General features: G+C 55.3%; 26 protein-coding genes and 1 tRNA gene. 12 read left to right on the forward strand and 15 right to left on the reverse strand.

Translation table 11 applies throughout. The annotated features are described in order from the left end of the window. Positions 1-72 (reverse strand) — tRNA-Phe (locus AC27FC_RS22760). 169 nt (positions 73-241) lie between these two features. Between AC27FC_RS22760 and AC27FC_RS22765 the strand changes: the two genes are divergently transcribed. Both AC27FC_RS22765 and AC27FC_RS22770 read left to right on the forward strand, forming a co-directional pair. Next, on the forward strand, positions 242-1,087 hold the full coding sequence (locus AC27FC_RS22765; RefSeq protein WP_094935115.1) for an AraC family transcriptional regulator: 846 nt from the start codon (positions 242-244) through the stop codon (positions 1,085-1,087). Positions 1,088-1,123: 36 nt separating this feature from the next. Further along, entirely contained in the window at positions 1,124-1,714 is a 591-nt protein-coding gene (locus tag AC27FC_RS22770; protein WP_094935116.1) for a LysE family translocator, read from the forward strand. On the opposite strand, the gene AC27FC_RS22775 is transcribed toward AC27FC_RS22770, so the two are convergent. The 5 genes from AC27FC_RS22775 to aspA form a co-directional block, all read right to left on the reverse strand. Further along, positions 1,711-2,286, reverse strand: coding sequence for a transcriptional regulator (locus tag AC27FC_RS22775; RefSeq protein ID WP_032643754.1), 576 nt, complete (start codon positions 2,284-2,286; stop codon positions 1,711-1,713). The two genes, AC27FC_RS22770 and AC27FC_RS22775, sit on opposite strands and share 4 nt — an antisense overlap. A 49-nt stretch (positions 2,287-2,335) precedes the next feature. Continuing rightward, entirely contained in the window at positions 2,336-4,027 is a 1,692-nt protein-coding gene (locus AC27FC_RS22780) for a protein-disulfide reductase DsbD (protein WP_094935117.1), read from the reverse strand. Further along, the gene (gene cutA, locus AC27FC_RS22785) at positions 4,003-4,326 is read right to left on the reverse strand and encodes a divalent cation tolerance protein CutA (protein ID WP_014168278.1); all 324 of its coding nucleotides are present in this window, start codon (positions 4,324-4,326) and stop codon (positions 4,003-4,005) included. Before cutA ends, AC27FC_RS22780 begins: the two co-directional genes overlap by 25 nt. 113 nt (positions 4,327-4,439) lie before the next feature. Further along, a complete protein-coding gene (locus AC27FC_RS22790) occupies positions 4,440-5,741 on the reverse strand; it encodes an anaerobic C4-dicarboxylate transporter (protein ID WP_023334226.1) in 1,302 nt (433 codons plus the stop codon). Between the two features lie 115 nt (positions 5,742-5,856). Then, the gene (gene aspA, locus AC27FC_RS22795; protein ID WP_003855923.1) at positions 5,857-7,293 is read right to left on the reverse strand and encodes an aspartate ammonia-lyase; all 1,437 of its coding nucleotides are present in this window, start codon (positions 7,291-7,293) and stop codon (positions 5,857-5,859) included. A gap of 335 nt (positions 7,294-7,628) precedes the next feature. Between aspA and AC27FC_RS22800 the strand changes: the two genes are divergently transcribed. Next, positions 7,629-8,093, forward strand: a complete 465-nt coding sequence (locus AC27FC_RS22800) for an FxsA family protein (protein WP_023616652.1) — start codon at positions 7,629-7,631, stop codon at positions 8,091-8,093. A gap of 24 nt (positions 8,094-8,117) precedes the next feature. Here the strand turns inward: AC27FC_RS22800 and yjeH are convergent, their stop codons facing one another. Then, positions 8,118-9,368: an L-methionine/branched-chain amino acid transporter gene (gene yjeH / locus AC27FC_RS22805; RefSeq protein ID WP_196354814.1), complete on the reverse strand. Its 1,251-nt coding sequence runs from the start codon at positions 9,366-9,368 to the stop codon at positions 8,118-8,120. Between the two features lie 179 nt (positions 9,369-9,547). On the opposite strand from yjeH, the gene AC27FC_RS22810 reads away from it, so the two are divergent. The 3 genes from AC27FC_RS22810 to AC27FC_RS22820 all read left to right on the forward strand — a co-directional run bounded on the left by AC27FC_RS22810 (position 9,548) and on the right by AC27FC_RS22820 (position 12,004). After that, positions 9,548-9,841 (forward strand): co-chaperone GroES, encoded by a 294-nt coding sequence (locus tag AC27FC_RS22810; RefSeq protein ID WP_003855929.1) that lies wholly within the window; start codon positions 9,548-9,550, stop codon positions 9,839-9,841. Positions 9,842-9,872: 31 nt separating this feature from the next. Next, a complete protein-coding gene (gene groL / locus AC27FC_RS22815) occupies positions 9,873-11,516 on the forward strand; it encodes a chaperonin GroEL (RefSeq protein ID WP_014882201.1) in 1,644 nt (547 codons plus the stop codon). A gap of 134 nt (positions 11,517-11,650) precedes the next feature. Continuing rightward, complete coding sequence (locus tag AC27FC_RS22820) at positions 11,651-12,004, forward strand: DUF4156 domain-containing protein (protein WP_023310115.1); 354 nt, start codon at positions 11,651-11,653, stop codon at positions 12,002-12,004. Positions 12,005-12,051: 47 nt separating this feature from the next. On the opposite strand, the gene epmB is transcribed toward AC27FC_RS22820, so the two are convergent. Continuing rightward, entirely contained in the window at positions 12,052-13,080 is a 1,029-nt protein-coding gene (gene epmB / locus AC27FC_RS22825) for an EF-P beta-lysylation protein EpmB (RefSeq protein ID WP_196354815.1), read from the reverse strand. 40 nt (positions 13,081-13,120) lie between these two features. Between epmB and efp the strand changes: the two genes are divergently transcribed. The 3 genes from efp to ecnB all read left to right on the forward strand — a co-directional run bounded on the left by efp (position 13,121) and on the right by ecnB (position 14,132). Beyond that, positions 13,121-13,687, forward strand: coding sequence for an elongation factor P (gene efp / locus AC27FC_RS22830; protein WP_010427766.1), 567 nt, complete (start codon positions 13,121-13,123; stop codon positions 13,685-13,687). A gap of 58 nt (positions 13,688-13,745) precedes the next feature. Further along, positions 13,746-13,877, forward strand: coding sequence for an entericidin A/B family lipoprotein (locus AC27FC_RS22835; protein WP_024907352.1), 132 nt, complete (start codon positions 13,746-13,748; stop codon positions 13,875-13,877). A 108-nt stretch (positions 13,878-13,985) separates the two neighbouring features. Beyond that, positions 13,986-14,132 carry a lipoprotein toxin entericidin B gene (ecnB, locus tag AC27FC_RS22840; RefSeq protein WP_003025482.1) on the forward strand — a complete coding sequence of 49 codons (147 nt, stop codon included), beginning with the start codon at positions 13,986-13,988 and terminating at the stop codon, positions 14,130-14,132. Between the two features lie 36 nt (positions 14,133-14,168). Here ecnB and AC27FC_RS22845 read toward each other — a convergent pair whose 3' ends face one another. Further along, positions 14,169-14,768: a helix-turn-helix transcriptional regulator gene (locus AC27FC_RS22845; RefSeq protein ID WP_033144453.1), complete on the reverse strand. Its 600-nt coding sequence runs from the start codon at positions 14,766-14,768 to the stop codon at positions 14,169-14,171. Between the two features lie 261 nt (positions 14,769-15,029). Here AC27FC_RS22845 and sugE point away from each other — a divergent pair, with 261 nt between their 5' ends. Continuing rightward, on the forward strand, positions 15,030-15,347 hold the full coding sequence (gene sugE, locus AC27FC_RS22850; protein WP_008502938.1) for a quaternary ammonium compound efflux SMR transporter SugE: 318 nt from the start codon (positions 15,030-15,032) through the stop codon (positions 15,345-15,347). Here the strand turns inward: sugE and AC27FC_RS22855 are convergent. Both AC27FC_RS22855 and blaACT read right to left on the reverse strand, forming a co-directional pair. Then, the gene (locus AC27FC_RS22855) at positions 15,344-15,874 is read right to left on the reverse strand and encodes a lipocalin family protein (protein WP_023310119.1); all 531 of its coding nucleotides are present in this window, start codon (positions 15,872-15,874) and stop codon (positions 15,344-15,346) included. The genes sugE and AC27FC_RS22855 overlap by 4 nt on opposite strands. Before the next feature lie 136 nt (positions 15,875-16,010). Then, entirely contained in the window at positions 16,011-17,156 is a 1,146-nt protein-coding gene (blaACT, locus tag AC27FC_RS22860; RefSeq protein ID WP_196354816.1) for an ACT family cephalosporin-hydrolyzing class C beta-lactamase, read from the reverse strand. 132 nt (positions 17,157-17,288) lie between these two features. Between blaACT and ampR the strand changes: the two genes are divergently transcribed. Continuing rightward, positions 17,289-18,164 carry a LysR family transcriptional regulator AmpR gene (gene ampR / locus AC27FC_RS22865; RefSeq protein ID WP_032662396.1) on the forward strand — a complete coding sequence of 292 codons (876 nt, stop codon included), beginning with the start codon at positions 17,289-17,291 and terminating at the stop codon, positions 18,162-18,164. A 29-nt stretch (positions 18,165-18,193) separates the two neighbouring features. Here the strand turns inward: ampR and frdD are convergent, their stop codons facing one another. From frdD to frdA, 4 genes are read right to left on the reverse strand one after another with little or no spacing between them, the layout of a single operon-like run. Beyond that, positions 18,194-18,553 carry a fumarate reductase subunit FrdD gene (gene frdD / locus AC27FC_RS22870; RefSeq protein ID WP_000609653.1) on the reverse strand — a complete coding sequence of 120 codons (360 nt, stop codon included), beginning with the start codon at positions 18,551-18,553 and terminating at the stop codon, positions 18,194-18,196. A gap of 10 nt (positions 18,554-18,563) precedes the next feature. Beyond that, the gene (gene frdC, locus AC27FC_RS22875; protein WP_032662400.1) at positions 18,564-18,959 is read right to left on the reverse strand and encodes a fumarate reductase subunit FrdC; all 396 of its coding nucleotides are present in this window, start codon (positions 18,957-18,959) and stop codon (positions 18,564-18,566) included. A 10-nt stretch (positions 18,960-18,969) separates the two neighbouring features. Continuing rightward, complete coding sequence (locus tag AC27FC_RS22880; protein WP_023310124.1) at positions 18,970-19,704, reverse strand: succinate dehydrogenase/fumarate reductase iron-sulfur subunit; 735 nt, start codon at positions 19,702-19,704, stop codon at positions 18,970-18,972. Continuing rightward, positions 19,697-21,487, reverse strand: coding sequence for a fumarate reductase (quinol) flavoprotein subunit (gene frdA, locus AC27FC_RS22885; RefSeq protein WP_023310125.1), 1,791 nt, complete (start codon positions 21,485-21,487; stop codon positions 19,697-19,699). Before frdA ends, AC27FC_RS22880 begins: the two co-directional genes overlap by 8 nt. Positions 21,488-21,797: 310 nt before the next feature. Between frdA and epmA the strand changes: the two genes are divergently transcribed. Next, positions 21,798-22,775, forward strand: coding sequence for an elongation factor P--(R)-beta-lysine ligase (gene epmA, locus AC27FC_RS22890; protein ID WP_024907345.1), 978 nt, complete (start codon positions 21,798-21,800; stop codon positions 22,773-22,775). Positions 22,776-22,784: the final 9 nt, after the last annotated feature.

Raw genomic sequence — 22,784 nt, forward strand, 5'->3', positions numbered from 1 at the left:
GCCCGGACTCGGAATCGAACCAAGGACACGGGGATTTTCAATCCCCTGCTCTACCGACTGAGCTATCCGGGCAACGGAGCGCATTAAACCGCAATCACGCTCGATCGTCAACATTATTTCGGGAAAAGCTGTTCAACTGCTTAAGTTTGCGGCAATCTGTCCGCTTTCGCCGTGAAAATGCACAAATCTTCCAGACACAACCAGCGTAATACGGCAATGCTGATAGCAAGAGGAGGACAGTATGGCGAATGACTGGCTTGAACTGCGTCAGCATGCAGATACGGGTATTGAGACGATTAAAGCGCATTTCGAAGGGCATGCCTTTGATCCGCACTGGCACGATAGCTATCTGGTAGGGATAACCCTCTCCGGCATGCAGCAGTTTCACTGCCGCCGTGAGCGTCATCGTAGCCAGCCGGGCGACGCATTTCTCCTCGAACCTGGCGAGATCCACGACGGTGATGCGCCTGTAGAGGGCGGCTTTACCTATTTGACCTTCTATCTGGATGAGCGCTGGCTTACCCGTGCGCTACAAGGGCTTTACGAATCTACTCCCGGGAGTTATTCACTCCACTTTGCCCAAACGTTGACGCGGGAGCCGCAGCTGGTGCGTGCTATCGGTGAGACATTTTCCACCCTGCATAATGACGAGATGAAAATCGTTCAGCAGAGCACAATGGATAATCTGCTCTCCCGGATCACCGCCCACTGCCACTGGCGTAAAAAACTGCCGTCGCAGTTACAAAGCGCTGCCGTGGCGCACCGTGCGCGCGACTATCTCTTTGCTCATATCGGCGAGAACGTAGGGCTGTCAGACCTTGCGCGCGAGACGGGCACGGATCGCTTTACCCTGACGCGCTGTTTTAAGCGCGAGTTCAACCTGGCGCCACACGCATGGCTTATTCAGCTGCGTCTGGCAAAGGCCCGACAGCTGCTGGCGCGTGGCGACCAGCCCGCTGATGTGGCTGGAACAGTGGGTTTTGCCGATCAAAGCCATCTGGGACGTTGGTTTCAGCGTGCTTACCGTATCTCTCCTGCACACTACCGACGGTTGTGCACAAACCTTCCAGACGTTTCCAAAAAATAACGGCACATTCATGGCTCTAATAAAAAGGAGCCACCCGTGAGTTTGATACCCTTTCTGTTGTTCGCATTTGTCGCCTCCATTACGCCGGGGCCGACCAATATTCTCGTGCTGACGAACAGCCAGCACTTTGGCGTAAAAAATACCGTACCTGCTATTTTGGGCGGATGTATCGCGGCCAGTGCGATTGTGCTGGTATCAGGCACGGGCGCAGGGGAAGTGCTGCGTCAGTATCCTCTGATACGTCAGATAATGAGCTGGACAGGCGTGCTGTGGCTAAGCTGGTTGAGCTGGCAGCTGTTTCGCGCCCCGGCTGCCCGTCTCTCCGCTGAGAACCGTATTCGATTCACCGCTCGGGCGGCGGCGCTGCTGCAGGTTGTGAACCCCAAAACCTGGATGATGGCGCTGGCCGTCGTCAGCCTGTTTGCCCCAACTGGCGATCATGCATTGCGGGATATTGCGCTAATGGCGCTATGGTTTCTGCTGATCTCGATAGCCTGTTTGATGTGCTGGGCGTGGTTGGGTAAAGCGGTGAACCGAATTTTTCGCACCACCGTGGCGATGGTGCGGTTTCAGCGCCTGATGGCGCTGTGTCTGCTCGTCTCCGCCTGGGCGGGCATGCTGGCTTAGGTCAGCGCTCCACCCATTCTGCATTGGGCAAAGCGTAGAATATCTTCCGCCAGGCGGTGCGCCGTATCCACATCGGCCTGGCTACGGTTCACCAGCATGCGGCTGAGGCAACCTTCCAGCACCAGCTCCATCTGTTTAGCCACCATCGCAGGGTCATCGACTTCCAGCGTGGTCAGCAGCTCGTGGGTAAAGTCATGCGCCGCCCGTTTTTGCTGATCCGCCAACTGGTGAATAGGATGGCCAGGGTCAGGAAAATAAGTGCAGGCGGCGATGAACAGACAACCCGGGTAGCGGTTGTTGCTGACGCATTCCGTCAGGGCGGTATAGCGCGCCAGCAGCTTTTGCTCCGCGGTCAGTTCTTCATTCAGCATCAGTTGTCTGCGCCAGATATCAACCTGCTGGCTGAGATAGCGCAGGGCGTCATAGAGTAGCGCCTCTTTATCTGGCCAGAAGCGCTTAAGTTCATCCAGGGGATAATCGATACGGTCGGCTACCATCTCAAGCGTAGTGCTGGCGATCCCTTGAATCTCAAGTAGTTGCAGGGCTTGTCCCAGTACGTCTTCACGTTGCACGGTTATCTCCTCCGCTATTCCCAACGGTTTGTCCCGCTTAAAGTGTTGTTTACGGTTGGCGATTGCGCAAATGCGCGCTAAATGCCGCAGCATCCATAAACCCGGTTACACGCTGTTCTGGCTGCTCATGTCCCTGTTGATTGAAGAACAGAATGGTTGGCAGCCCGAGTACGTTAAGCTGCTTCAGCAGAGCCTTATCCTGCGCATTATTGGCGGTCACGTTAGCCTGGAGCAAAACGGTCTCTTTCAGGGCGCTTTGCACCTGTGGGTCGCTAAAAGTATATTTTTCAAACTCTTTGCAGGCGACACACCAGTCGGCATAGAGATCGAGCATCACCGGTTTGCCTTTCGCCTCTGCCAGTGCGCTGTTAAGTTCATCCACGTTTTTTATCTGGGTAAAGTGCAGATGCGCCTGGGTCTGACTCACCGGTGTGCCGAACGCCCAGTCCTGCAGAGGGCGTACGCTCACCAGCGCGGCAGCCAGCAGCAGGATTTGCACCAGGCGCATCCATGGCTTCTTCGCCCCCAGGCTGACGATAAACGCCCAGGCAAAGAATGCTACGCCGAGCATCGCCCACAGGCGCAGACCCCAGGCGTCGCCGATGATACGCTCAAGAAGGAACACCGGCAGCGCGAGGATGACAAAACCAAATGCGGTTTTCACCGTCTCCATCCACGGGCCGCTCTTCGGCAGAAGTCGATTGCCGAAAACCGTGACCAGAATCAGCGGCAGACCCATGCCGAGCGCGTAGAGGTACAGCGTACCCCCGCCGAGCCACATGTTACCGCTCTGGGCGATGTACAGCAGGATAGCGCTCAGCGGTGCGGTAGTGCAGGGAGAGCAAATCAGCCCGGCAATGGCACCCATCGCGAACACGCCGCCTGCGGAGCCGCCCTGCTGACGGTTGCTCATCAGTGTTAAGCGCGTTTGCAGCGAAGAGGGCAGCTGTAGCGTGAACAGGCCAAACATTGACAGCGCCAACAGGATAAACACCGCTGACAGGCCAATGAGAACATAAGGGTGCTGGAGTGCCGCCTGGAACTGTAACCCGGCAGCGGCAACCACAAGGCCAAGGGCTGTGTAGGTTAGCGCCATTCCCTGCACGTATATAAAAGCCAGCAGCAGCGCGCGGGCGGTAGAAAGACGCTGTTTGCCGCCCAGCACGATGCCGGAGATGAGCGGATACATCGGCAACACGCACGGCGTAAAGGCAATGCCGATACCAATCAGTAACGCCCACAGCGCTGAGAACGGAAGGTCAGCGCTGTCGTTGGTTTTCTCAACCGAGGGGACCGGCGTTACAGCAGCAGACGCTTTCACTTCGCTGAGCGGCACGACTTTCGTTTCCGGTGGATAGCAGAATCCCGCGTCCGCGCATCCCTGGTAGGTCACCGTCAGCGTCGCGCCTTTATCGGCCTGATTCACCGTAACGGGCACGCTCAGGCGCTGGCGGTAGATTTCACTCTTACCGTAGAACTCGTCCTCGTGCCATTCGCCAGCGGGTAATTGTAATGCGGCCACGTTTGCCTGGGCAGGGGTAATGCTCACCTGCTTGCGATAGAGGTAATAGCCCTCTTTCACCTGCCAGGTGAGCGTCAGATCGTGCTGGTTCTGCTGAAAATCGAAAACAAACGCCTGGTCGGCAGGAATAAAGTTCGAACGGCCGGGCGCGTCAAACAACCCGGCAAAAGCTGACGTGCTGCACAGCAGCAGGATCAGCGTAAGGAAGCGTTGAGCCATGAGAGATAGTCGTTATCGCCGTGGACCACTGGCAATACCAGCAGCTCCGGGGTTTGGTAAGGATGATGAGATTTGAGGCAGTCCAGGAGAGCCTGCTGATTCGCCAGATTGGTTTTGAGCAACATCTGGACTTCGTACTCTTGCTCCAGCTTGCCTTCCCAGTAATAAAGGGAGGTGGCACCGGGGAGGAGCGTCACGCAGGCGGCCAGTTTTTCGGCCAGCACTTTGGCGGCGAGATCCTGGGCAGAGGCTTCATCAGGGGCGGTACACAGTACGACAACAGCATCAGGCGTGTTCACAAGTCGACCTCCTCATCACGAAAGGCTTCACTATATCACGCAAGGCGGTTGGTCATTAATGAAACGGGCCGCAGTGCGGCCCGATTTTAACTATTTTTACAACCACTCACCGTTTACAGCACCACGCCGCCAATGATAAAGCCGAGGATCACGCAAAGTGAAATGGCGACCACGCCCGGGATCAGGAACGCGTGGTTAAACACATACTTACCGATACGGGTTGAGCCGGTGTCGTCCATCTCCACCGCCGCCAGCAGGGTTGGGTAAGTTGGCAGAACGAACAGGGCAGAAACCGCCGCGAAAGAGGCAATCGCCGTCAGTGGCGTCACGCCCAGCATCAGTGCCGCAGGCATCAGCGCTTTGGTGGTCGCCGCCTGGGAGTAAAGCAGGGTAGCGGCAAAGAACAGCACCACCGCCAGCAGCCACGGGTAGTTGTGCAGCAGGTCGCCAGCGACGGTCTGAATGTCGCTGATGTGCGCTTTCACGAAGGTATCACCGAGCCACGCCACGCCCAATACGCATACGCAGGCGCTCATACCTGATTTAAAGGTGCTGGCGTTCAGCACTTCGCTGGTGTCGATTTTACAGGTGATGCTAATCAGCGTCGCGATGGTCAGCATAAACACTACAATCGCTTCGTTACGCGGCAGGACAGGGTTCTGGATCAGGCCCACGGTGTCGCTGATGGCGGTCGCGTAGAACATCACCGCGACAATACCGATCAGGAACAGCAGCACGGAGCGCTTTGCGTGCGGCTTCAGCTCGAAGACCTGACTGCCGCGCAGTCTCACTTCACCCTTGGCGAGGCGTTCCTGGTAAACCGGATCGTCTTTCAGTTCGGCGCCGAGGAAGTTACACAGCACGGCAGTAATCATCACCGCGATCAGCGTCACCGGGATACAGATCGCCAGCAGCGTCAGGTAGCTCACGCCCATCGGCTCCAGAATACCGGCGAAGAAGACCACCGCAGCGGAAATCGGCGAGGCGGTAATCGCAATCTGGGACGCGACGACGGCAATAGAGAGCGGACGAGACGGACGGATACCCTGCTCTTTCGCCACTTCGGTAATCACCGGCAGCGTAGAGAAGGCGGTGTGGCCCGTACCGGCGAGAATGGTCATAAACCAGGTCACCAGCGGGGCAAGGAAGGTAATGTATTTTGGATGGCGGCGCAGCATACGCTCCGCCAGGCTTACCAGGTAGTCCATACCGCCTGCCACCTGCATGGCGGCGATAGCGGCAATAACTGCCATGATGATTTCGATAACGTCGAACGGGATTGCGCCGGGTTTAATCTGAAAGATAAGGGTAAGAACGAGCACCCCGAGACCGCCGGCAAAACCAATGCCGATACCCCCGAGTCTTGCTCCCAAATAAATCGCCAACAAGACGATGACGAGTTCTGCTCCAAACATAAGGACCTGCCTTGCTTATTAACAAGTTGATATTGAATTGTTGTATTTTGGTAACGCCTAAAAAGAAAAAAGGCACGTCACAAGTGACGTGCCTTAAGAAGCCTAGCCTGAACGGTTACTGTTCGCTTTCATCGGTATATCGTTTTGCTTTATATGCCGGGTGCATCAGGTTCTGGGCCGAGAAGATATCGTCCAGCTCAGCTTCGGTCAACAGCCCGCGCTCCAGCACCACTTCACGTACGCTCTTACCGGTTTCGGCGCAAATCTTACCGACGATATCACCGTTGTGGTGACCGATGAACGGGTTGAGGTAGGTGACGATCCCGATGGAGTTATAGACATAACCCTCACAGACTTCTTTATTCGCCGTGATGCCGTTAATGCATTTTTCCAGCAGGTTGTAGCAGGCGTTCGTCAGGATGTGGATAGATTCAAACATCGCCTGACCAATCACTGGCTCCATCACGTTCAGCTGCAGCTGACCCGCTTCCGAGGCCATGGTCACGGTCGTATCGTTACCGATGACTTTGAAGCAAACCTGGTTCACCACTTCTGGCACTACCGGGTTCACCTTGGCTGGCATGATGGATGAACCGGCCTGCAGCTCTGGCAGGTTGATTTCATTCAGGCCAGCGCGCGGACCGGAAGAGAGCAGGCGCAGGTCGTTACAGATTTTGGACAGTTTTACCGCCAGACGTTTCAGGGCGCTGTGTACCATGACGTAGGCGCCGCAGTCGGAGGTGGCTTCAATCAGGTCTTCTGCAGGCACAACCGGCAGGTTAGAGACTTCAGCCAGCTTCTGTACCGCCAGCTGCTGATAGCCATCCGGGGTGTTCAGACGCGTACCGATGGCGGTGGCGCCCAGGTTCACTTCCAGCAGCAGCTCGGAGGTGCGCAGCAGGTTTTTGGTCTCTTCGTTCAGCAGTACGTTAAACGCGTGGAATTCCTGGCCGAGCGTCATCGGCACCGCGTCCTGCAGCTGGGTACGACCCATTTTCAGGATGTCCTGGAACTCAACCGCTTTACGCTGGAAGCCATCACCCAGCTGGTTGATCGCATCCACCAGTTTCACCACAGAGGCATACACCGCGATACGGAAGCCGGTAGGGTAGGCGTCGTTGGTAGACTGGCATTTGTTTACGTGGTCGTTCGGGTTCAGGTACTGGTATTCACCTTTCTGGTGACCCATCAGCTCCAGGCCAATGTTTGCCAGTACTTCGTTGGTATTCATGTTGACGGAGGTGCCCGCGCCGCCCTGATAGACGTCAACCGGGAACTGGTCCATGCATTTGCCGTTGTTCAGCACTTCATCGCAGGCTGCGATAATCGCATTTGCCGCGCTTTTAGGAATGGTTTGCAGCTCTTTGTTGGCCAGTGCTGCGGCTTTCTTCACCATCACCATGCCACGGACAAACTCAGGGATGTCGCTGATTTTGCTGTTGCTGATGTAGAAGTTTTCAATCGCTCTCAGAGTGTGGACACCGTAGTAGGCATCCGCTGGAACTTCCCTGGTACCCAACAAGTCTTCTTCGATACGAATGTTGTTTAACATGTGAACCTTCTTTTCAAGCTGCCGATGGATTGTACTAAACACACAGTATTTATGTGGTTTTGAATATTTTCTGGCCGACGATTATTCCCTCAATCAGCCAGATGTTCGAGATCATATGCTGATGATAGCGAATTGCCGTAAGCTGGATCACTTATTATCGAGCCGATTCCATGATAATTATTAATCTGTGAAATGGGTCACCGCTTTATAATTTCCAAAAAAAATATCCGTGCAAACTGATTGAATTTTCGCTAACCGTCACCATTTCATACAAACGCGCGTCGCGAACACATTCAGACAGGGGCCCGATGGCCTCTGCCACACAGGAGATGCCAGTGCGCTGGATACCGTTTATTGCTTTCTTTCTCTATGTTTACATTGAGATTTCCATTTTCATCCAGGTAGCCCATGTGCTGGGCGTCCTGCTGACGCTGATTCTGGTGATTTTCACCTCCGTCATCGGCATGTCGCTGGTGCGCAATCAGGGTTTCAAAAATTTCCTGATAATGCAGCAGAAGATGGCTGCAGGGGAAAGCCCGGCGGAAGAGATGATCAAAAGCGTGTCGTTGATTATTGCGGGGCTGCTGCTGATCCTGCCGGGGTTCTTCACTGACTTCCTTGGCCTTCTGCTGCTTCTGCCGCCGGTGCAAAAACACCTGACCATGAAGCTGCTGCCGCATCTGCGCTTTAGCCGTATGCCGGGGGGCGGGTTCAGCACCGGGCCGGGCGATACCTTTGAAGGGGAGTATCAGCGTAAGGATGAACAGCACGACCGTTTAGATCATAAAGACGATCGGTGATTTTGTTGCCCGGTGGCGCTTCGCCTACCGGGCCTCCGGGAGCGCACCGCGCTTCGGCAAAAACACCCATAGCCCTGCCAGCATGACAATCGCGTACAGACTCTTCCATCCCACCATCGCCAGCAACAGCAGGCAAAGCAAACCCCCGACGACCGCCAGAGCTTTATAGCGACCTTTCAGCAAACAACATCCCGCCAGCATGCACAGCAGGTAGATCATGATGAAAATGCCGTTGGCGTAGACGATCAGCGCGTCCAGATTGATCTTCAGTGCGTAAATACACAGCGTGCTCACCACGCAGCAGCCCAGTACGGCATTCAGAGCATTCAGCGGAAGCTGGCGTTTAGACAGGCGTGCGAGGCGATTCTCAGGTTTGTCGAGCGCCTGCGACCACACCAGCCGGGCAAAGCTCTGGATATAAATATTGAGGCTGGCAAAACAGGCGAGATAGCCGATGACACAGGCGATCCATAGCGCCTTCACGCCGAACAGTTCCACCACGATACCCGGCAGCGATGCCGCGGCGGCGAGATCCGCTCCGAACGCGTGGAAGTGTAAGACCAGCACGGTACACGCCCAATAGACCGTGCCAGCAAGCAGCAGGCCTATCATCAGCGCGCGGGGGAAATCGCGTTCAGGCTGCTTAAATTCAGAGGCCAGATGGGCAAAGGCTTCCAGGCCGACAAAACACCAGAACATGACGGAGAGCGCGGCGAAAAGCTGGGAATGGTCGACGTCGGTCAGTGCCGGGAAGGGAATTTCCTTGATTGTGATATCGCCCGCCCACCATATTGCGACAATGAGCGCGACAATCAGCACCGCAACCAGCGTCTGCAGGTTGGCGCTGGAGCTGGCGCCGCGAGAGCCCACCCACCAGACGATCGCCAGCGTACCCAGCTCGGCCAGCAATAACTGCTCGTTATGCCAGCCAAATAGCGCCTGACCAAAGCCGGTCGCAATATGCAACGCCGCAGGAAGGCCAACCGGAATGACGGAGAGAAACAGCCAGCCGGTAACACGCTGCAGCCGCGGGCCAAAGGCCAGTCCGACAAAGTGCGCCACGCCGCCCGCGCTGGGGAAATGCCGCCCCAGGATGGCAAACACAATGGCTATCGGGAAAACCAATACAATCAGCGCCGGCCACGCCCACAGGCTGTTATTTCCAGCCACCAGCGCCGCCAGTGCGGGTACGGCAAACACGCCCGTACCTAACAAGGAGGTTGAGAGCAGTCCGACGCCCTGCGCCAGCCCCAGCTCCTGCTTGAGTCCACTCATTCACATCGCCCTGCCAGTACCAAAAGAGAGGCGATGGTAACACTTTCGCAAATTTTTTTTTCGACTCCCCCTTGAAGGGGGAAAAAGCTATCCCCATCTCTCAGGGCACTAGTCGGAAAACCGCATGCGGGCCGGCGTCATCCATAACTGATAATGACTTTCTCAAAGGAGAGCTATCAATGAGTATTCGTCCGTTACATGATCGTGTGATCGTCAAACGTAAAGAAGTTGAAACCAAGTCTGCTGGCGGCATCGTTCTGACCGGTTCTGCAGCAGCCAAATCAACGCGTGGCGAAATCATCGCTGTCGGTAAGGGCCGCATCCTGGAAAACGGAACTGTGCAGCCACTGGACGTTAAAGTTGGTGACATCGTAATTTTCAACGATGGCTACGGCGTGAAATCCGAGAAGATCGACAATGAAGAAGTGTTGATCATGTCCGAGAGCGACATTCTGGCAATTGTTGAAGCGTAATTTACGCACGAGAATTTGAGGAAATAAGAACATGGCAGCTAAAGACGTAAAATTCGGTAACGACGCTCGTGTAAAAATGCTCCGCGGCGTAAACGTACTGGCAGATGCAGTTAAAGTGACTCTGGGCCCGAAAGGCCGCAACGTAGTGCTGGATAAATCCTTCGGCGCGCCAACCATCACCAAAGATGGTGTTTCTGTAGCACGTGAAATTGAGCTGGAAGACAAGTTCGAAAACATGGGCGCGCAGATGGTGAAAGAAGTTGCCTCTAAAGCGAACGACGCTGCAGGTGACGGCACCACTACCGCGACCGTACTGGCGCAGGCAATCATCACCGAAGGTCTGAAAGCCGTTGCTGCGGGCATGAACCCAATGGATCTGAAACGTGGTATCGACAAAGCTGTCGCCTCCGCTGTTGAAGAGCTGAAAGCGCTGTCCGTACCGTGCTCTGACTCTAAAGCCATTGCTCAGGTTGGTACTATCTCCGCTAACTCCGACGAAACCGTAGGTAAACTGATCGCTGAAGCGATGGACAAAGTCGGTAAAGAAGGCGTGATCACCGTTGAAGATGGTACCGGTCTGGAAGACGAACTGGATGTGGTTGAAGGTATGCAGTTCGACCGCGGTTACCTGTCCCCATACTTCATCAACAAGCCAGAGACTGGCGCTGTTGAGCTGGAAAGCCCGTTCATCCTGCTGGCTGACAAGAAAATCTCCAACATCCGCGAAATGCTGCCAGTACTGGAAGCCGTTGCGAAAGCAGGCAAGCCTCTGGTTATCATCGCTGAAGACGTTGAAGGCGAAGCGCTGGCGACCCTGGTGGTTAACACCATGCGCGGCATCGTGAAAGTGGCTGCGGTTAAAGCACCTGGCTTCGGCGATCGCCGTAAAGCGATGCTGCAGGATATCGCTACCCTGACCGGCGGTACCGTGATCTCTGAAGAGATCGGTATGGAGCTGGAAAAAGCGACCCTGGAAGACCTGGGCCAGGCGAAACGCGTTGTGATCAACAAAGACACCACCACCATCATCGACGGTGTGGGTGAAGAAGCCGCTATTCAGGGCCGCGTGGGTCAGATCCGTAAGCAGATCGAAGAAGCGACTTCCGATTACGACCGTGAAAAACTGCAGGAGCGCGTAGCGAAACTGGCTGGCGGCGTTGCGGTTATCAAAGTCGGTGCAGCGACCGAAGTTGAAATGAAAGAGAAAAAAGCACGCGTTGACGATGCTCTGCACGCGACCCGTGCTGCGGTAGAAGAAGGCGTGGTTGCTGGTGGTGGTGTTGCGCTGGTGCGTGTTGCCGCTAAACTGGCAGGCCTGACCGCACAGAACGAAGATCAGAACGTGGGTATCAAAGTTGCGCTGCGCGCAATGGAAGCTCCTCTGCGTCAGATCGTTTCTAACGCCGGTGAAGAGCCATCTGTGGTTGCGAACAACGTGAAAGCGGGCGAAGGTAACTACGGTTACAACGCAGCAACTGAAGAATACGGCAACATGATCGACTTCGGTATCCTGGATCCAACGAAAGTGACCCGTTCTGCTCTGCAGTACGCGGCATCTGTCGCTGGCCTGATGATCACCACCGAGTGCATGGTCACCGATATGCCTAAAGGCGATGCACCAGACTTAGGTGCTGCTGGCATGGGCGGCATGGGCGGTATGGGCGGCATGATGTAATCGTGCGTTCTACGTCGTAGAATGTGAAAAACCCCCGGGCAGAAATGCTCGGGGGTTTTTCTTTTGGTCATCTTTTAGGTATAAGATTTACACACGGACAACTACTGTCCAGCTTATTGAAAACGAGGAATAACATGCGCGTAAAAGTCTGTGCAGGGATTGTAGGGGCAGCATTGCTGCTGGCGGGTTGTAGCTCCAGCAATGAGCTGTCGGCAGCGGGCCAGGGTGTTCGCTTTGTGGAAGATAAGCCTGGCAGTGAATGCCAGCTGTTAGGCACGGCTACCGGTGAGCAAAGTAACTGGATGTCAGGTCAGCATGGCGAGGAAGGTGGCTCAATGCGCGGTGCGGCGAATGCCCTGCGTAACCAGGCTGCGGCAATGGGCGGTAACGTGATTTACGGCGTGAGCAGCCCAACGCAGAGTATGCTGTCCAGCTTTGTGCCGACCGCCAGCCAGATGAACGGCCAGGTCTACAAGTGCCCGAACTGATGGCCTTTTTCCCTCTCCCTGTGGGAGAGGGTTAGGGTGCGGGGAAACTAGCACTGCCGCAGCTGCAAATCCAGCGGCGTCTTGCTCGGCTCTCCGCCAATCTCGCGTGCCAGCTTCGGCACCATATAGCCTGAAACCAGCGTTAACAGTTCGCGCATAATCTGCCGGGCTTCTTCATCCGTCACCATGAAATGGGCCGCGCCCTGAACGCGATCCAGCACGTGCAGGTAATAGGGCATCACGCCCGCATCAAAAAGGGCATTGCTCAGGTCAGCCAGCACACGGGCGCTGTCGTTCACGTCGCGCAGCAGCACGCTCTGGTTCAGCAGCGTCACGCCCGCTTTACGCAGACGCGCCATCGCCGCGCGAAAGTCATCGTCAATTTCGTTCGCGTGGTTGATATGGTTCACCAGCAGCACCTGCAATCTTGACTGCTCCAGGCGTGACACCAGGCCGTCAGTGACACGTGCCGGAATGACAATCGGTAAACGGCTGTGAATACGCAGGCGCTTAACGTGCGGAATGGCTTCAAGCTGGGTCAGCAGCCAGTCGAGCTCATGATCTTTTGCCATCAGCGGGTCACCGCCGGAAAAAATAATCTCATCCAGCTCAGGATGGGCGGCGATATAGTCCAGCGCGACCTGCCAGTTGCGTTTATTGCCCTGGTTTTCGGCATAGGGGAAGTGCCGACGGAAGCAATAACGACAATTTACCGCGCAACCGCCTTTTACCAGCAGCAGGGCGCGGTTGAGATACTTGTGCAGTAAACCCGGCACCACGCTGTTCTGCTCTTCCAGCGGATCGGTGCTGTATCCCGGCGCGGTGACAAACTCATCCTGCGAAGTAAGTGTTTGTTTTAATAGCGGATCGTCGGGGTTGCCTTTCTCCATTCGCACCACAAACGCACGGGGAACGCGCAGGGCGAAAAGGCGCTTTGCCTCGCGGCCTGCAAGCAACTCTGGGTGCTGATCGAGGTCTAAAAGACGCAGCAATTCATCAGGACTGGTGATTACATCGGCAAGTTGCGATAACCAATCTTCTCTGGACGGGGTGTTTAGGGTTACAATATGCGCCATTTTGTGGCTTAGCTACCAGTTAACAAATTTAGAGGGCCTTATGGCAACGTACTATAGCAACGATTTTCGTGCTGGTCTTAAAATCATGATGGACGGCGAACCGTACGCGGTTGAAGCCAGCGAATTCGTTAAACCAGGTAAAGGCCAGGCATTCGCACGCGTTAAGCTGCGCCGTCTGCTGACCGGTACCCGTGTTGAGAAAACCTTCAAGTCTACTGACTCCGCTGAAGGCGCTGATGTTGTTGATATGAACCTGACCTATCTGTACAACGACGGTGAGTTCTATCATTTCATGAACAACTCCACTTTCGAACAGCTGTCTGCTGATGAGAAAGCGGTAGGTGATAGCGCTAAATGGCTGCTGGATCAGGCTGAGTGCATCGTGACCCTGTGGAACGGCCAGCCTATCGCTGTGACCCCACCAAACTTCGTTGAACTGGAAATCGTTGAAACCGATCCAGGTCTGAAAGGTGATACCGCAGGTACCGGTGGTAAACCAGCCAAACTGTCTACCGGCGCAGTGGTTAAAGTTCCACTGTTCGTACAGACTGGCGAAGTGATCAAAGTGGATACCCGCTCCGGCGAATACGTATCCCGCGTGAAGTAATTTACGTCATGATTGAAGGCGCAGCGCCCGCTGCGCCTGATTTTTGCAGGCAGGGATGATGAAACGTACCGTTAAAATTCTGCTTCTGTTAGCGCTTTCCAGCGCATTGCTTTCCGGCTGTAACACCACCCGTGGGATGGGACAAGATATCCAGGATCTCGGTCATATCATTTCTCACGCCGCCAGCTAAGTTCGTCTAATTTTCCTAAAAATGCTTCCTTTTCCGTCAACCGGCGGGATCTTGTCTATTCTTAAGTTGCTATACACAAAACAACTTTGGCTATAAAAGGAAGATATTATGGTTAAGAAGACAATTGCAGCGATCTTTTCAGTCCTGGTACTTTCTTCAGTGTTAACGGCCTGTAATACCACGCGTGGCGTCGGTCAGGATATTTCTGAAGGTGGTAGCGCAATCTCTGGTGCGGCAACTAAAGCTCAGCAGTAATTAACATACGGTACGAGACCAGCGGGTTTCGTACCGTCAGCTTTCTGATTCCTGCAGGGATAAGAACGGAGAAAAACGCGTATCCATATGCAGTTTCATGCGGATATTGCGTTTGTAGGTATAGACCGTTTTTCCATTGATACTCAGGTGAGCGGCAATTTTTTGATTGCTTGCCCCGTCCATCCACAATGTCAGCACTTTCTCTTCCTGCCGGGTCAGCAAGGGGGCGGCTGCCGTTGGCCTTTCAGCGCTGGCGCGCGAGTTTAATGCGTCGTTGATAGTCGTTGCCACTTCTTCGAGACTGGCGTTTTTCAACAGCGACGACCAAACCGGGAACTGTCCGAGCCAGTCGGTCATACCGCGGTCCTCTCCCGATTGCAGCATAATAAACGGTAATCGTTCACTGGCGTTAAGCAAGGACGAGAGCTGCTGAAAATGATGAATATCCTGCCTGAAGCCGTACAGGTCGGCGATGACCAGCGTGGGTTTCCATTGCAGAATGTGCTCCCTGGCAAGGAACAGATTATTTAGCCCGGTCACAACGTAGTGTCCCGGGAACAAACCGGAATGATTGAGCCATGCTTCAAACCCCGTGCGGGTGAAGTGACAACGGTCAATCAAAAGAATTTTGAACATATTTTATTCGCAGTCGGCTAGTGGTTTGGCTTCCTGCCATCAGAAAGCACATCATCATAGAGAAGTCGGATGAGTGCTAAATGCCGGAACTACGCGCCATACTGCGGCTATTTCTTGCCTTAACGTGTTCAGCAAAAAATGATTGAAAAAAAATAGCACGCTAACCACAATATGGGGCGTAATCTCTGCCTTACGGGACGACCCGTAAGCGTTTCTTTCACCGGGGACGGCCCCAACTTGAATTAAGTTAAGGAGCCTGAAATGTCCTGGATCATTCTTTTTATTGCTGGCCTGCTCGAAGTGGTATGGGCAATTGGTCTCAAGTACACCCACGGATTTACCCGCCTGACGCCCAGCGTCATTACCGTCACCGCGATGATCGTGAGTATTGTCCTGTTATCCTGGGCGATGCGCTCGCTGCCTGTGGGAACGGCTTATGCAGTCTGGACGGGCATTGGTGCGGTAGGGGCCGCCATCACCGGCATTCTGCTGCTGGGAGAGTCAGCGAGTCTGGCGCGTATCGCCAGCCTCGCCTTGATTGTGGCCGGCATCGTTGGGCTGAAGCTCAGCACCCATTAATGGGGCTGTTTTACCCAGATGAGTTTTGACACATCAAACCCTTGTCGGGTCGCGACGTCCAGCATCTGCTGTTTCATTTCTGACGAAATAGTTGGCGTGCGGGAAAGTATCCACAAATAGTCGCGATCCGGCCCGCAGACCAGCGCGTGACGGTACTCTCTGTCGAGCGCGATCACGTTATAGCCGCCATAAAACGGGCCGAAGAAAGAGACTTTGAGCGCGGCCCGTCGCGGGTCGCCCGTGAAGTACGCTTTCCCAATCGACTGCTGCCACATCTCCCGATCGGGATTATAGCCCCGGTTGATCACCTGAATACCGCCATCATCCATCGGGCTGTAATTCGCAGTGACCTTCTCTAAGCCCTGCTCAAACCGATGGTCGAGGCGCGCGATTTCATACCATGTTCCAAGGAAGCGTTGTGCATCAAAAGGCGAGACGACGGTAACGCCTGGAGGTGGGGTAGGGGAACTGCAGGCAACCACTAAAAACGCGGCTGTCACCGCGGCGATAACAGGCAGAATGCGCATAGGAGTTTCCTTACTGTTTTTTGTTAAGTGTAGATGACGGCAAGGAAAATGTGGTTTTTGTGCGGTGTGTTTCGCCGGGTGGTCGCCCCGTGAATTTTGTAGGCCGGGTTAGGCAAAGCCGCCACCCGGCAATGTTTTACTGCAGCGCGTCGAGGATACGGTATGCCGCCTCAACGCGTGCCGGGTTCGGATAGCTTTTATTCGCCAGCATCACAATGCCGAGCTGCTTTTCGGGAATAAATGCCACGTAGCTGCCAAACCCGCCGGTAGAGCCTGTTTTATGGACCCAGGATGCGTTGACCGGGGGCGCCGGTGGATTCACTTCTCTCGCAGGCAACGGTGCCAGCGCCACCTTATTGTCGCTACCTTCAACCACGGTTTTGGCATCGACCGGCCAGTTAAGCATTTCCCAGCCTAACCCCTGATACATGGCACCCACGCGCCAGTAGCGAGACTGCGCCAGGGTAATGCCTTTCCTGAGTGAACTATCCTCAAGCGAGTCCGGCTTCATGTTGACCATCACCCAGCTTGCCATATCCTTCACGTTGGTTTTTACGCCATAGGCTTCAGCGTCCAGCATTCCTGGCGAAACGTGTACCGCTTTACCGTCGCGGTATCCCCAGGCGTAATGCGCCTCTTCCGCTTTCGGAACGTTAATCCATGTATGGTCCAGCTTGAGCGGCTTAAAGACCCGCATCGTTATGGCCTGCTCATAGCTCATGCCGGAAGGTTTGACCGCCAGCGCGCCAAAAAGACCGATGCTGGCGTTGGCATAAAGACGCGTGGTGCCCGGCTTCCACTGCGGCTGCCAGTTTTGATAAAAGCGCAGCAGAGAGGCGTTATCCGTGACCTCATCCGGTACCTGTAACGGCAAACCACCTGCGGTATAGGTTGCCAGATCCAGCATGCGGATCCCCTGCCACTGCTTGCCTGTCAGCTCAGGCCAGTATTTTGTCACCGGATCGCCCAGCGATATTTCACCGCGAGCAATGGCATCGCCGCCGAGTACGCCGGTGAAGGTTTTACTTATAGAACCCAGCTCGAATAAGGTTTGTGGGGTGACAGGTTTGTTCGCCGCAACATCGGCTTTACCGAAGGTAAAGTAGTGCGGCTGACCCTGATAAATCACCGCCACCGCCATACCCGGAATGGCCTGCGCTTTCATCAGCGGCGTAACGGTACGTTCCACCACCTCAGCCAGCTGTTTTTCTGACATCGGGGCAGCCAATACCGAGCAGGAGGTGCTGAGCAGCAGGGCGCAGCAAAGGGATTTAGTCATCATCAGTTATCTTCCGTAATAGCAGTTCAAGGGAGTGTCCGGGCCCGTCAGACCGCTGTAGTCTGTTGGATTTGACTATGGCTGACAAACGGTTAAATTTAGCATTAGCTGTTAATTTTTCTAACGGACGAGACCATGACTCGCAGCTATCTGCCTCTTAATTCCCTGCGGGCGTTTGAAGCAGCCGCCAGGCATCTCAGTTTTACGCATGCCGCTATCGAGCTGAACGTCACCCATTCCGCAATTAGCCAGCACGTAAAGGCGCTGGAGCAGCATCTTAATTGCCAGCTGTTTGTCCGCGTTTCGCGAGGGCTGATGTTGACCACCGAAGGCGAGAATTTGCTGCCGGTGCTGAATGACTCGTTCGATCGCATCGCCGGAATGCTGGATCGTTTTGCCAGCCAGCGCGCTCAGGAGAAGCTCAAAATAGGTGTGGTAGGGACTTTTGCCACGGGAGTTTTATTCTCGCTGCTTGCGGACTTTCGCCGCTGCTATCCGCATATTGATCTTCAGCTTTCCACCCATAACAATCGCGTCGACCCGGCGGCTGAAGGGCTTGATTACGCCATTCGCTACGGTGGCGGCGCGTGGCATGGAACCGATGCTGAATTCCTTTGCCCTGCGCCGCTGTCTCCGCTCTGTACGCCTGACATAGCCTCAGTTCTCAAAAGCCCGGCAGATATCCTGAAGTTTACCCTGCTGCGCTCCTACCGGCGCGACGAGTGGGCTGCGTGGATGCAGGCAGCGGGTGAACATCCTCCCTCACCGACGCACCGGGTGATGGTGTTTGATTCGTCCGTGACCATGCTGGAAGCCGCGCAGGCAGGCACAGGGATTGCCATTGCGCCTGTCGACATGTTTACCCATTTACTCAGCAGCGAGCGCATCGTGCAGCCGTTTGCAACGCAGATTGACCTCGGCAGCTACTGGCTCACAAGGCTACAGTCACGGACAGAAACGCCCGCAATGCGCGAGTTTGCCCAGTGGCTGGTGGGGAAGATGCAGAAATAAAAGGCCCGCCGGGTGGCGGGCCTGAAGCGTCAGATGGTGACCACGGCAATCAGCGTCACCACGGTCAGGATGGTCGCCAGACCGTAGAACACCCATTTACCGCTCGGTACATGGATTTTCAGATCATGCATCGCATGGTGAATACGGTGCAGGCCACACCACAGCGGCAGGACGATCATCAGGAAGATGAACACGCGGCCGATAAAGCTGCTCGCGAACGCCAGCACGCGCTCGTAGCTCAGCGCATCGCCCGGGAACAGCCCCAGCGGCAGCATAATGCCGACCAGCAGAATGATGACGGGGGCGATGATGGCACTCCACATGCCGCCTGCGCCAAACAGGCCCCAGAAGACCGGCTCGTCAGAACGTTTTGGATTTGGATTGATCACAGTAGTCTCCTTACCAGAACAGTGCGACAAACAGAATGACCACAGTGACCAGAATCGTCACTGCCCAGAGCCCTTTAATCACCGGCTCTGGCCCCATTTTCTCGTCTTTTATGATGATGTTCGCGGCTTTTGGCGCCAGCTCAAACCAGGTTTTGGTATGAAGCAGCGCGGCCGCGAGCACGATCAGGTTCAGAACAACAATGATCGGGTTTTGCAGGAAACCGACAAAGCTGGCCCAGGCTTCCGGGCCATGCTTGAGGGCAAAAACGCCGTACATCAGCTCAAGACTGAACCAGACCGCCGGTACCGCCGTGCCTTCACGCAGCATATAGAAGCGATAAAACGGCAGGTTTTTCCACCAGGTGGACGGCACAGGCCGCACATAGGCTTTGCGTTTAGTCGTCATCATGCACTCCTTAGCGTGGTTTCAGGGTAGCGATAAGAAAGTCTTTCGAGCTTTCTACTTTACCCTGCTGAATTGCGGCGGCCGGGTCGACGTGCTTCGGACACACTTCGGAGCAGTAACCCACAAAGGTACAGCTCCAGACGCCGTTCTGGCTGTTAAGCTGCGCCATACGTTCTTTTTTACCGTGGTCGCGGCTGTCTTCGTTATAGCGGTGCGCCAGGGTAATGGCGGCCGGGCCGATGAACTCCTTGTTCAGGCCAAACTGTGGACAGGCTGCGTAGCACAGGCCGCAGTTGATGCAGCCGGAGAACTGATGATATTTCGCCATCTGAGCCGGCGTCTGGGTATTTGGCCCCTGATCCGGCGTGCGCGGATTACCGATGATGTACGGCTTAATGGCTTCCAGGCTTTCGATAAAGTGGGTCATATCGACCACCAGATCGCGTTCAATCGGGAAGTTGCCCAGCGCTTCGACCTTAATGCCTTTGGTGTACTCGCGCAGGAAGGTCTTACAGGCCAGCTTCGGCACCTTGTTGACCATCATGCCGCAGGAGCCGCAGATTGCCATGCGGCAGGACCAGCGGTAGCTCAGGTCTGGCGCCAGGTTATCTTTGATATAGCCGAGCGCATCCAGCAGGGAGGTTTGCTCGTCATAAGGGACTTCATAGAAAGCGCTGTGCGGTGCGGCGTCCACTTCCGGATTGTAGCGCACCACTTCAACCTTCATTTTTTGCATCTCAGCCATTCGCCTTCTCCTTCTTCTCGGCGGCTTCTGCTTCTGCACCGTACACGCGTTTAGCCGGCGGCAGCGTGGTGATTTTCACGTCGCTGTAGTCCAGACGTGTGGTGCCATCTGCATCGCGCCAGGCGAGAGTGTGTTTCAGGAAATTGACGTCGTCACGTTCGGTACAGCCTTCGTCCAGACGCTGGTGGGCCCCACGCGACTCTTTACGCGCCAGCGCAGAGTGCGCCATACATTCCGCGACGTTCAGACCGTGGCCCAGCTCGATGGTGTAGAGCAGGTCGGTGTTGAATACGCTGGAGGTATCGGTGATGCGTACGCGCTTGAAGCGCTCCTGCAGTTCCGCCAGCTTGTCGACGGTTTTTTGCATCAGCTCTGGCGTACGGTAAATACCGCAGCCTTCTTCCATCGACAGGCCCATCTCGTCGCGGATCTTAGACCAGTTCTCGTTACCCTCCTGGTTCACCAAATCTTTCAGGCGTTTTTCAACGTCTGCGACCTGCGCATCCAGCGCGGCACCGTTGGCTTCGCCTGCGGTAGCTGCCCGCTCCATCGCGCGCTCGCCCGCCATGCGGCCAAAGACGACCAGCTCTGCCAGCGAGTTAGACCCGAGACGGTTGGCGCCGTGCAGACCCACGGAGGAACACTCGCCGACGGCGAACAGGCCTTTAATACGGGTTTCGCACTGCTGGTCGGTTTCGATCCCGCCCATGGTGTAGTGCGCGGTTGGACGCACTGGAATCGGCTCTTTCACCGGGTCGACGCCGACGTAAGCTTTCGCCAGCTCGCAGATGAACGGCAGACGTTCCAGCAGTTTCTTCTCACCAAGGTGACGCAGGTCGAGATAGACCACATCGCCGCGCGGCGTGGAGATGGTGTTGCCTTTGCGCCACTCGTGCCAGAAGGCCTGAGAGACTTTGTCGCGCGGGCCGAGTTCCATGTATTTGTTCTTCGGCTCGCCGAGCGGAGTTTCCGGGCCCATGCCGTAATCCTGCAGATAGCGGTAGCCGTTTTTATTGACCAGAATACCGCCTTCACCGCGGCAGCCTTCCGTCATCAGAATGCCGGATCCCGGCAGGCCGGTTGGGTGATACTGCACGAACTCCATATCGCGCAGCGGTACGCCGTGACCGAGCGCCATGCCCATGCCGTCACCGGTGACGATGCCGCCGTTGGTGTTATAACGATAAACGCGACCCGCACCGCCCGTCGCCATCACTACCGCGTTGGCGCGGATCTGGACAAGCGTGCCTTCCATCATGTTCATCGCCACCAGGCCACGCGCCTGTCCGTCATCAACCAGAATGTCGAGGACGAAATGTTCATCGAAGCGCTGAATTTGTGGGAACTGGAGGGAGGTCTGGAACAGGGTGTGCAGCATGTGGAAGCCGGTTTTATCGGCGGCGAACCAGGTGCGTTCAATCTTCATACCGCCAAAGCGGCGAACGTTGACGCTGCCGTCAGGACGGCGGCTCCACGGACATCCCCACTGTTCAAGCTGGGTCATTTCCGTGGGACAATGATGCACAAAGTAGTCAACGACATCCTGCTCGCAAAGCCAGTCGCCCCCTGCAACCGTGTCGTGGAAATGGTATTCAAAGCTGTCATGATCCTGCGCAACGGCGGCGGATCCTCCTTCTGCTGCCACTGTGTGACTACGCATTGGATAGACTTTTGAAATCAATGCGATTTTAGCGTTGGGATTAGCTTGTGCTGCAGCAATCGCAGCACGTAATCCAGCCCCGCCAGCGCCTATTACGGCAAGATCGGCTTGAAAAGTTTGCACGACATTCCTCCAGATTTTTGTTATTTCGCAACGCGACAAACTAAAGGTAGTTCACCCGTCCAAAAGGACGATTGCGAAAGCGTTTCCACTGCTCCTTTATGGGTAAAACAGTATAACCGTGTAGATGTCAGGGAAATTTGACGTGTTCGATTTTTTTGCTGTTCTGTACGGCGATTTATCATGAAGATTGATGAAATACGTCACGAAAAAGTTCACCTAAATGAAATGCGCTTTTTTACTGCGCAAAATTTGTCTCTGCCCCTGCTAACGAGTAGACTTCGTGCCCTTGTCTGAAATCGGAGAACAACTCATGAGCGAAACGGCCACCTGGCAGCCGAGCGCATCCATCCCTAATCTTTTAAAACGCGCTGCAATTATGGCGGAGATCCGCCGTTTCTTTGCCGACCGCGGAGTCCTGGAGGTGGAAACGCCGTGCATGAGTCAGGCAACGGTAACGGATATTCATCTGGTGCCGTTTGAAACCCGTTTTGTTGGCCCCGGCCACTCTCAGGGCATGAATTTGTATCTGATGACCAGCCCGGAATACCACATGAAACGCCTGCTGGCGGCGGGGTGTGGCCCGGTGTATCAGCTGTGCCGCAGCTTCCGTAATGAAGAGATGGGGCGTCACCACAACCCGGAATTCACCATGCTGGAGTGGTACCGCCCGCATTATGATATGTACCGCCTGATGAATGAGGTGGACGATCTGCTCCAGCAGGTGCTGGACTGCTCGGAAGCCGAAACGCTCTCCTATCAGCAGGCTTTCCAGCGCCATCTGGAAATCGATCCGCTGTCGGCGGACAAAACCCAGCTGCGCGAAGTGGCGGCAAAACTGGATCTCAGCAACGTGGCGGATACCGAAGAGGATCGCGACACGCTGCTGCAGCTGCTGTTTACCTTCGGTGTAGAACCGCAGATTGGCAAAGACCGTCCGACCTTTGTCTATCACTTCCCGGCAAGCCAGGCGTCGCTGGCGCAGATCAGTACCGAAGATCATCGTGTCGCAGAGCGTTTTGAGGTCTATTACAAAGGCATCGAGCTGGCGAACGGCTTCCACGAACTGACGGATGCCCGCGAGCAGCAGCAGCGCTTCGAGCAGGATAACCGCAAGCGCGCCGCGCGCGGTCTGCCGCAGCAGCCTATTGATGTTAATCTGCTTGAAGCATTAAAAGCAGGTCTGCCGGATTGCTCCGGCGTGGCGCTGGGTGTTGACCGTCTGGTGATGCTGGCCCTGGGCGCAGAGCAGCTTGGCGATGTGATTGCGTTTACCGTAGATCGCGCCTGACGGCAGTTT

The sequence above is a fragment of the Enterobacter sp. C3_dUdeg genome (assembly GCF_057536195.1).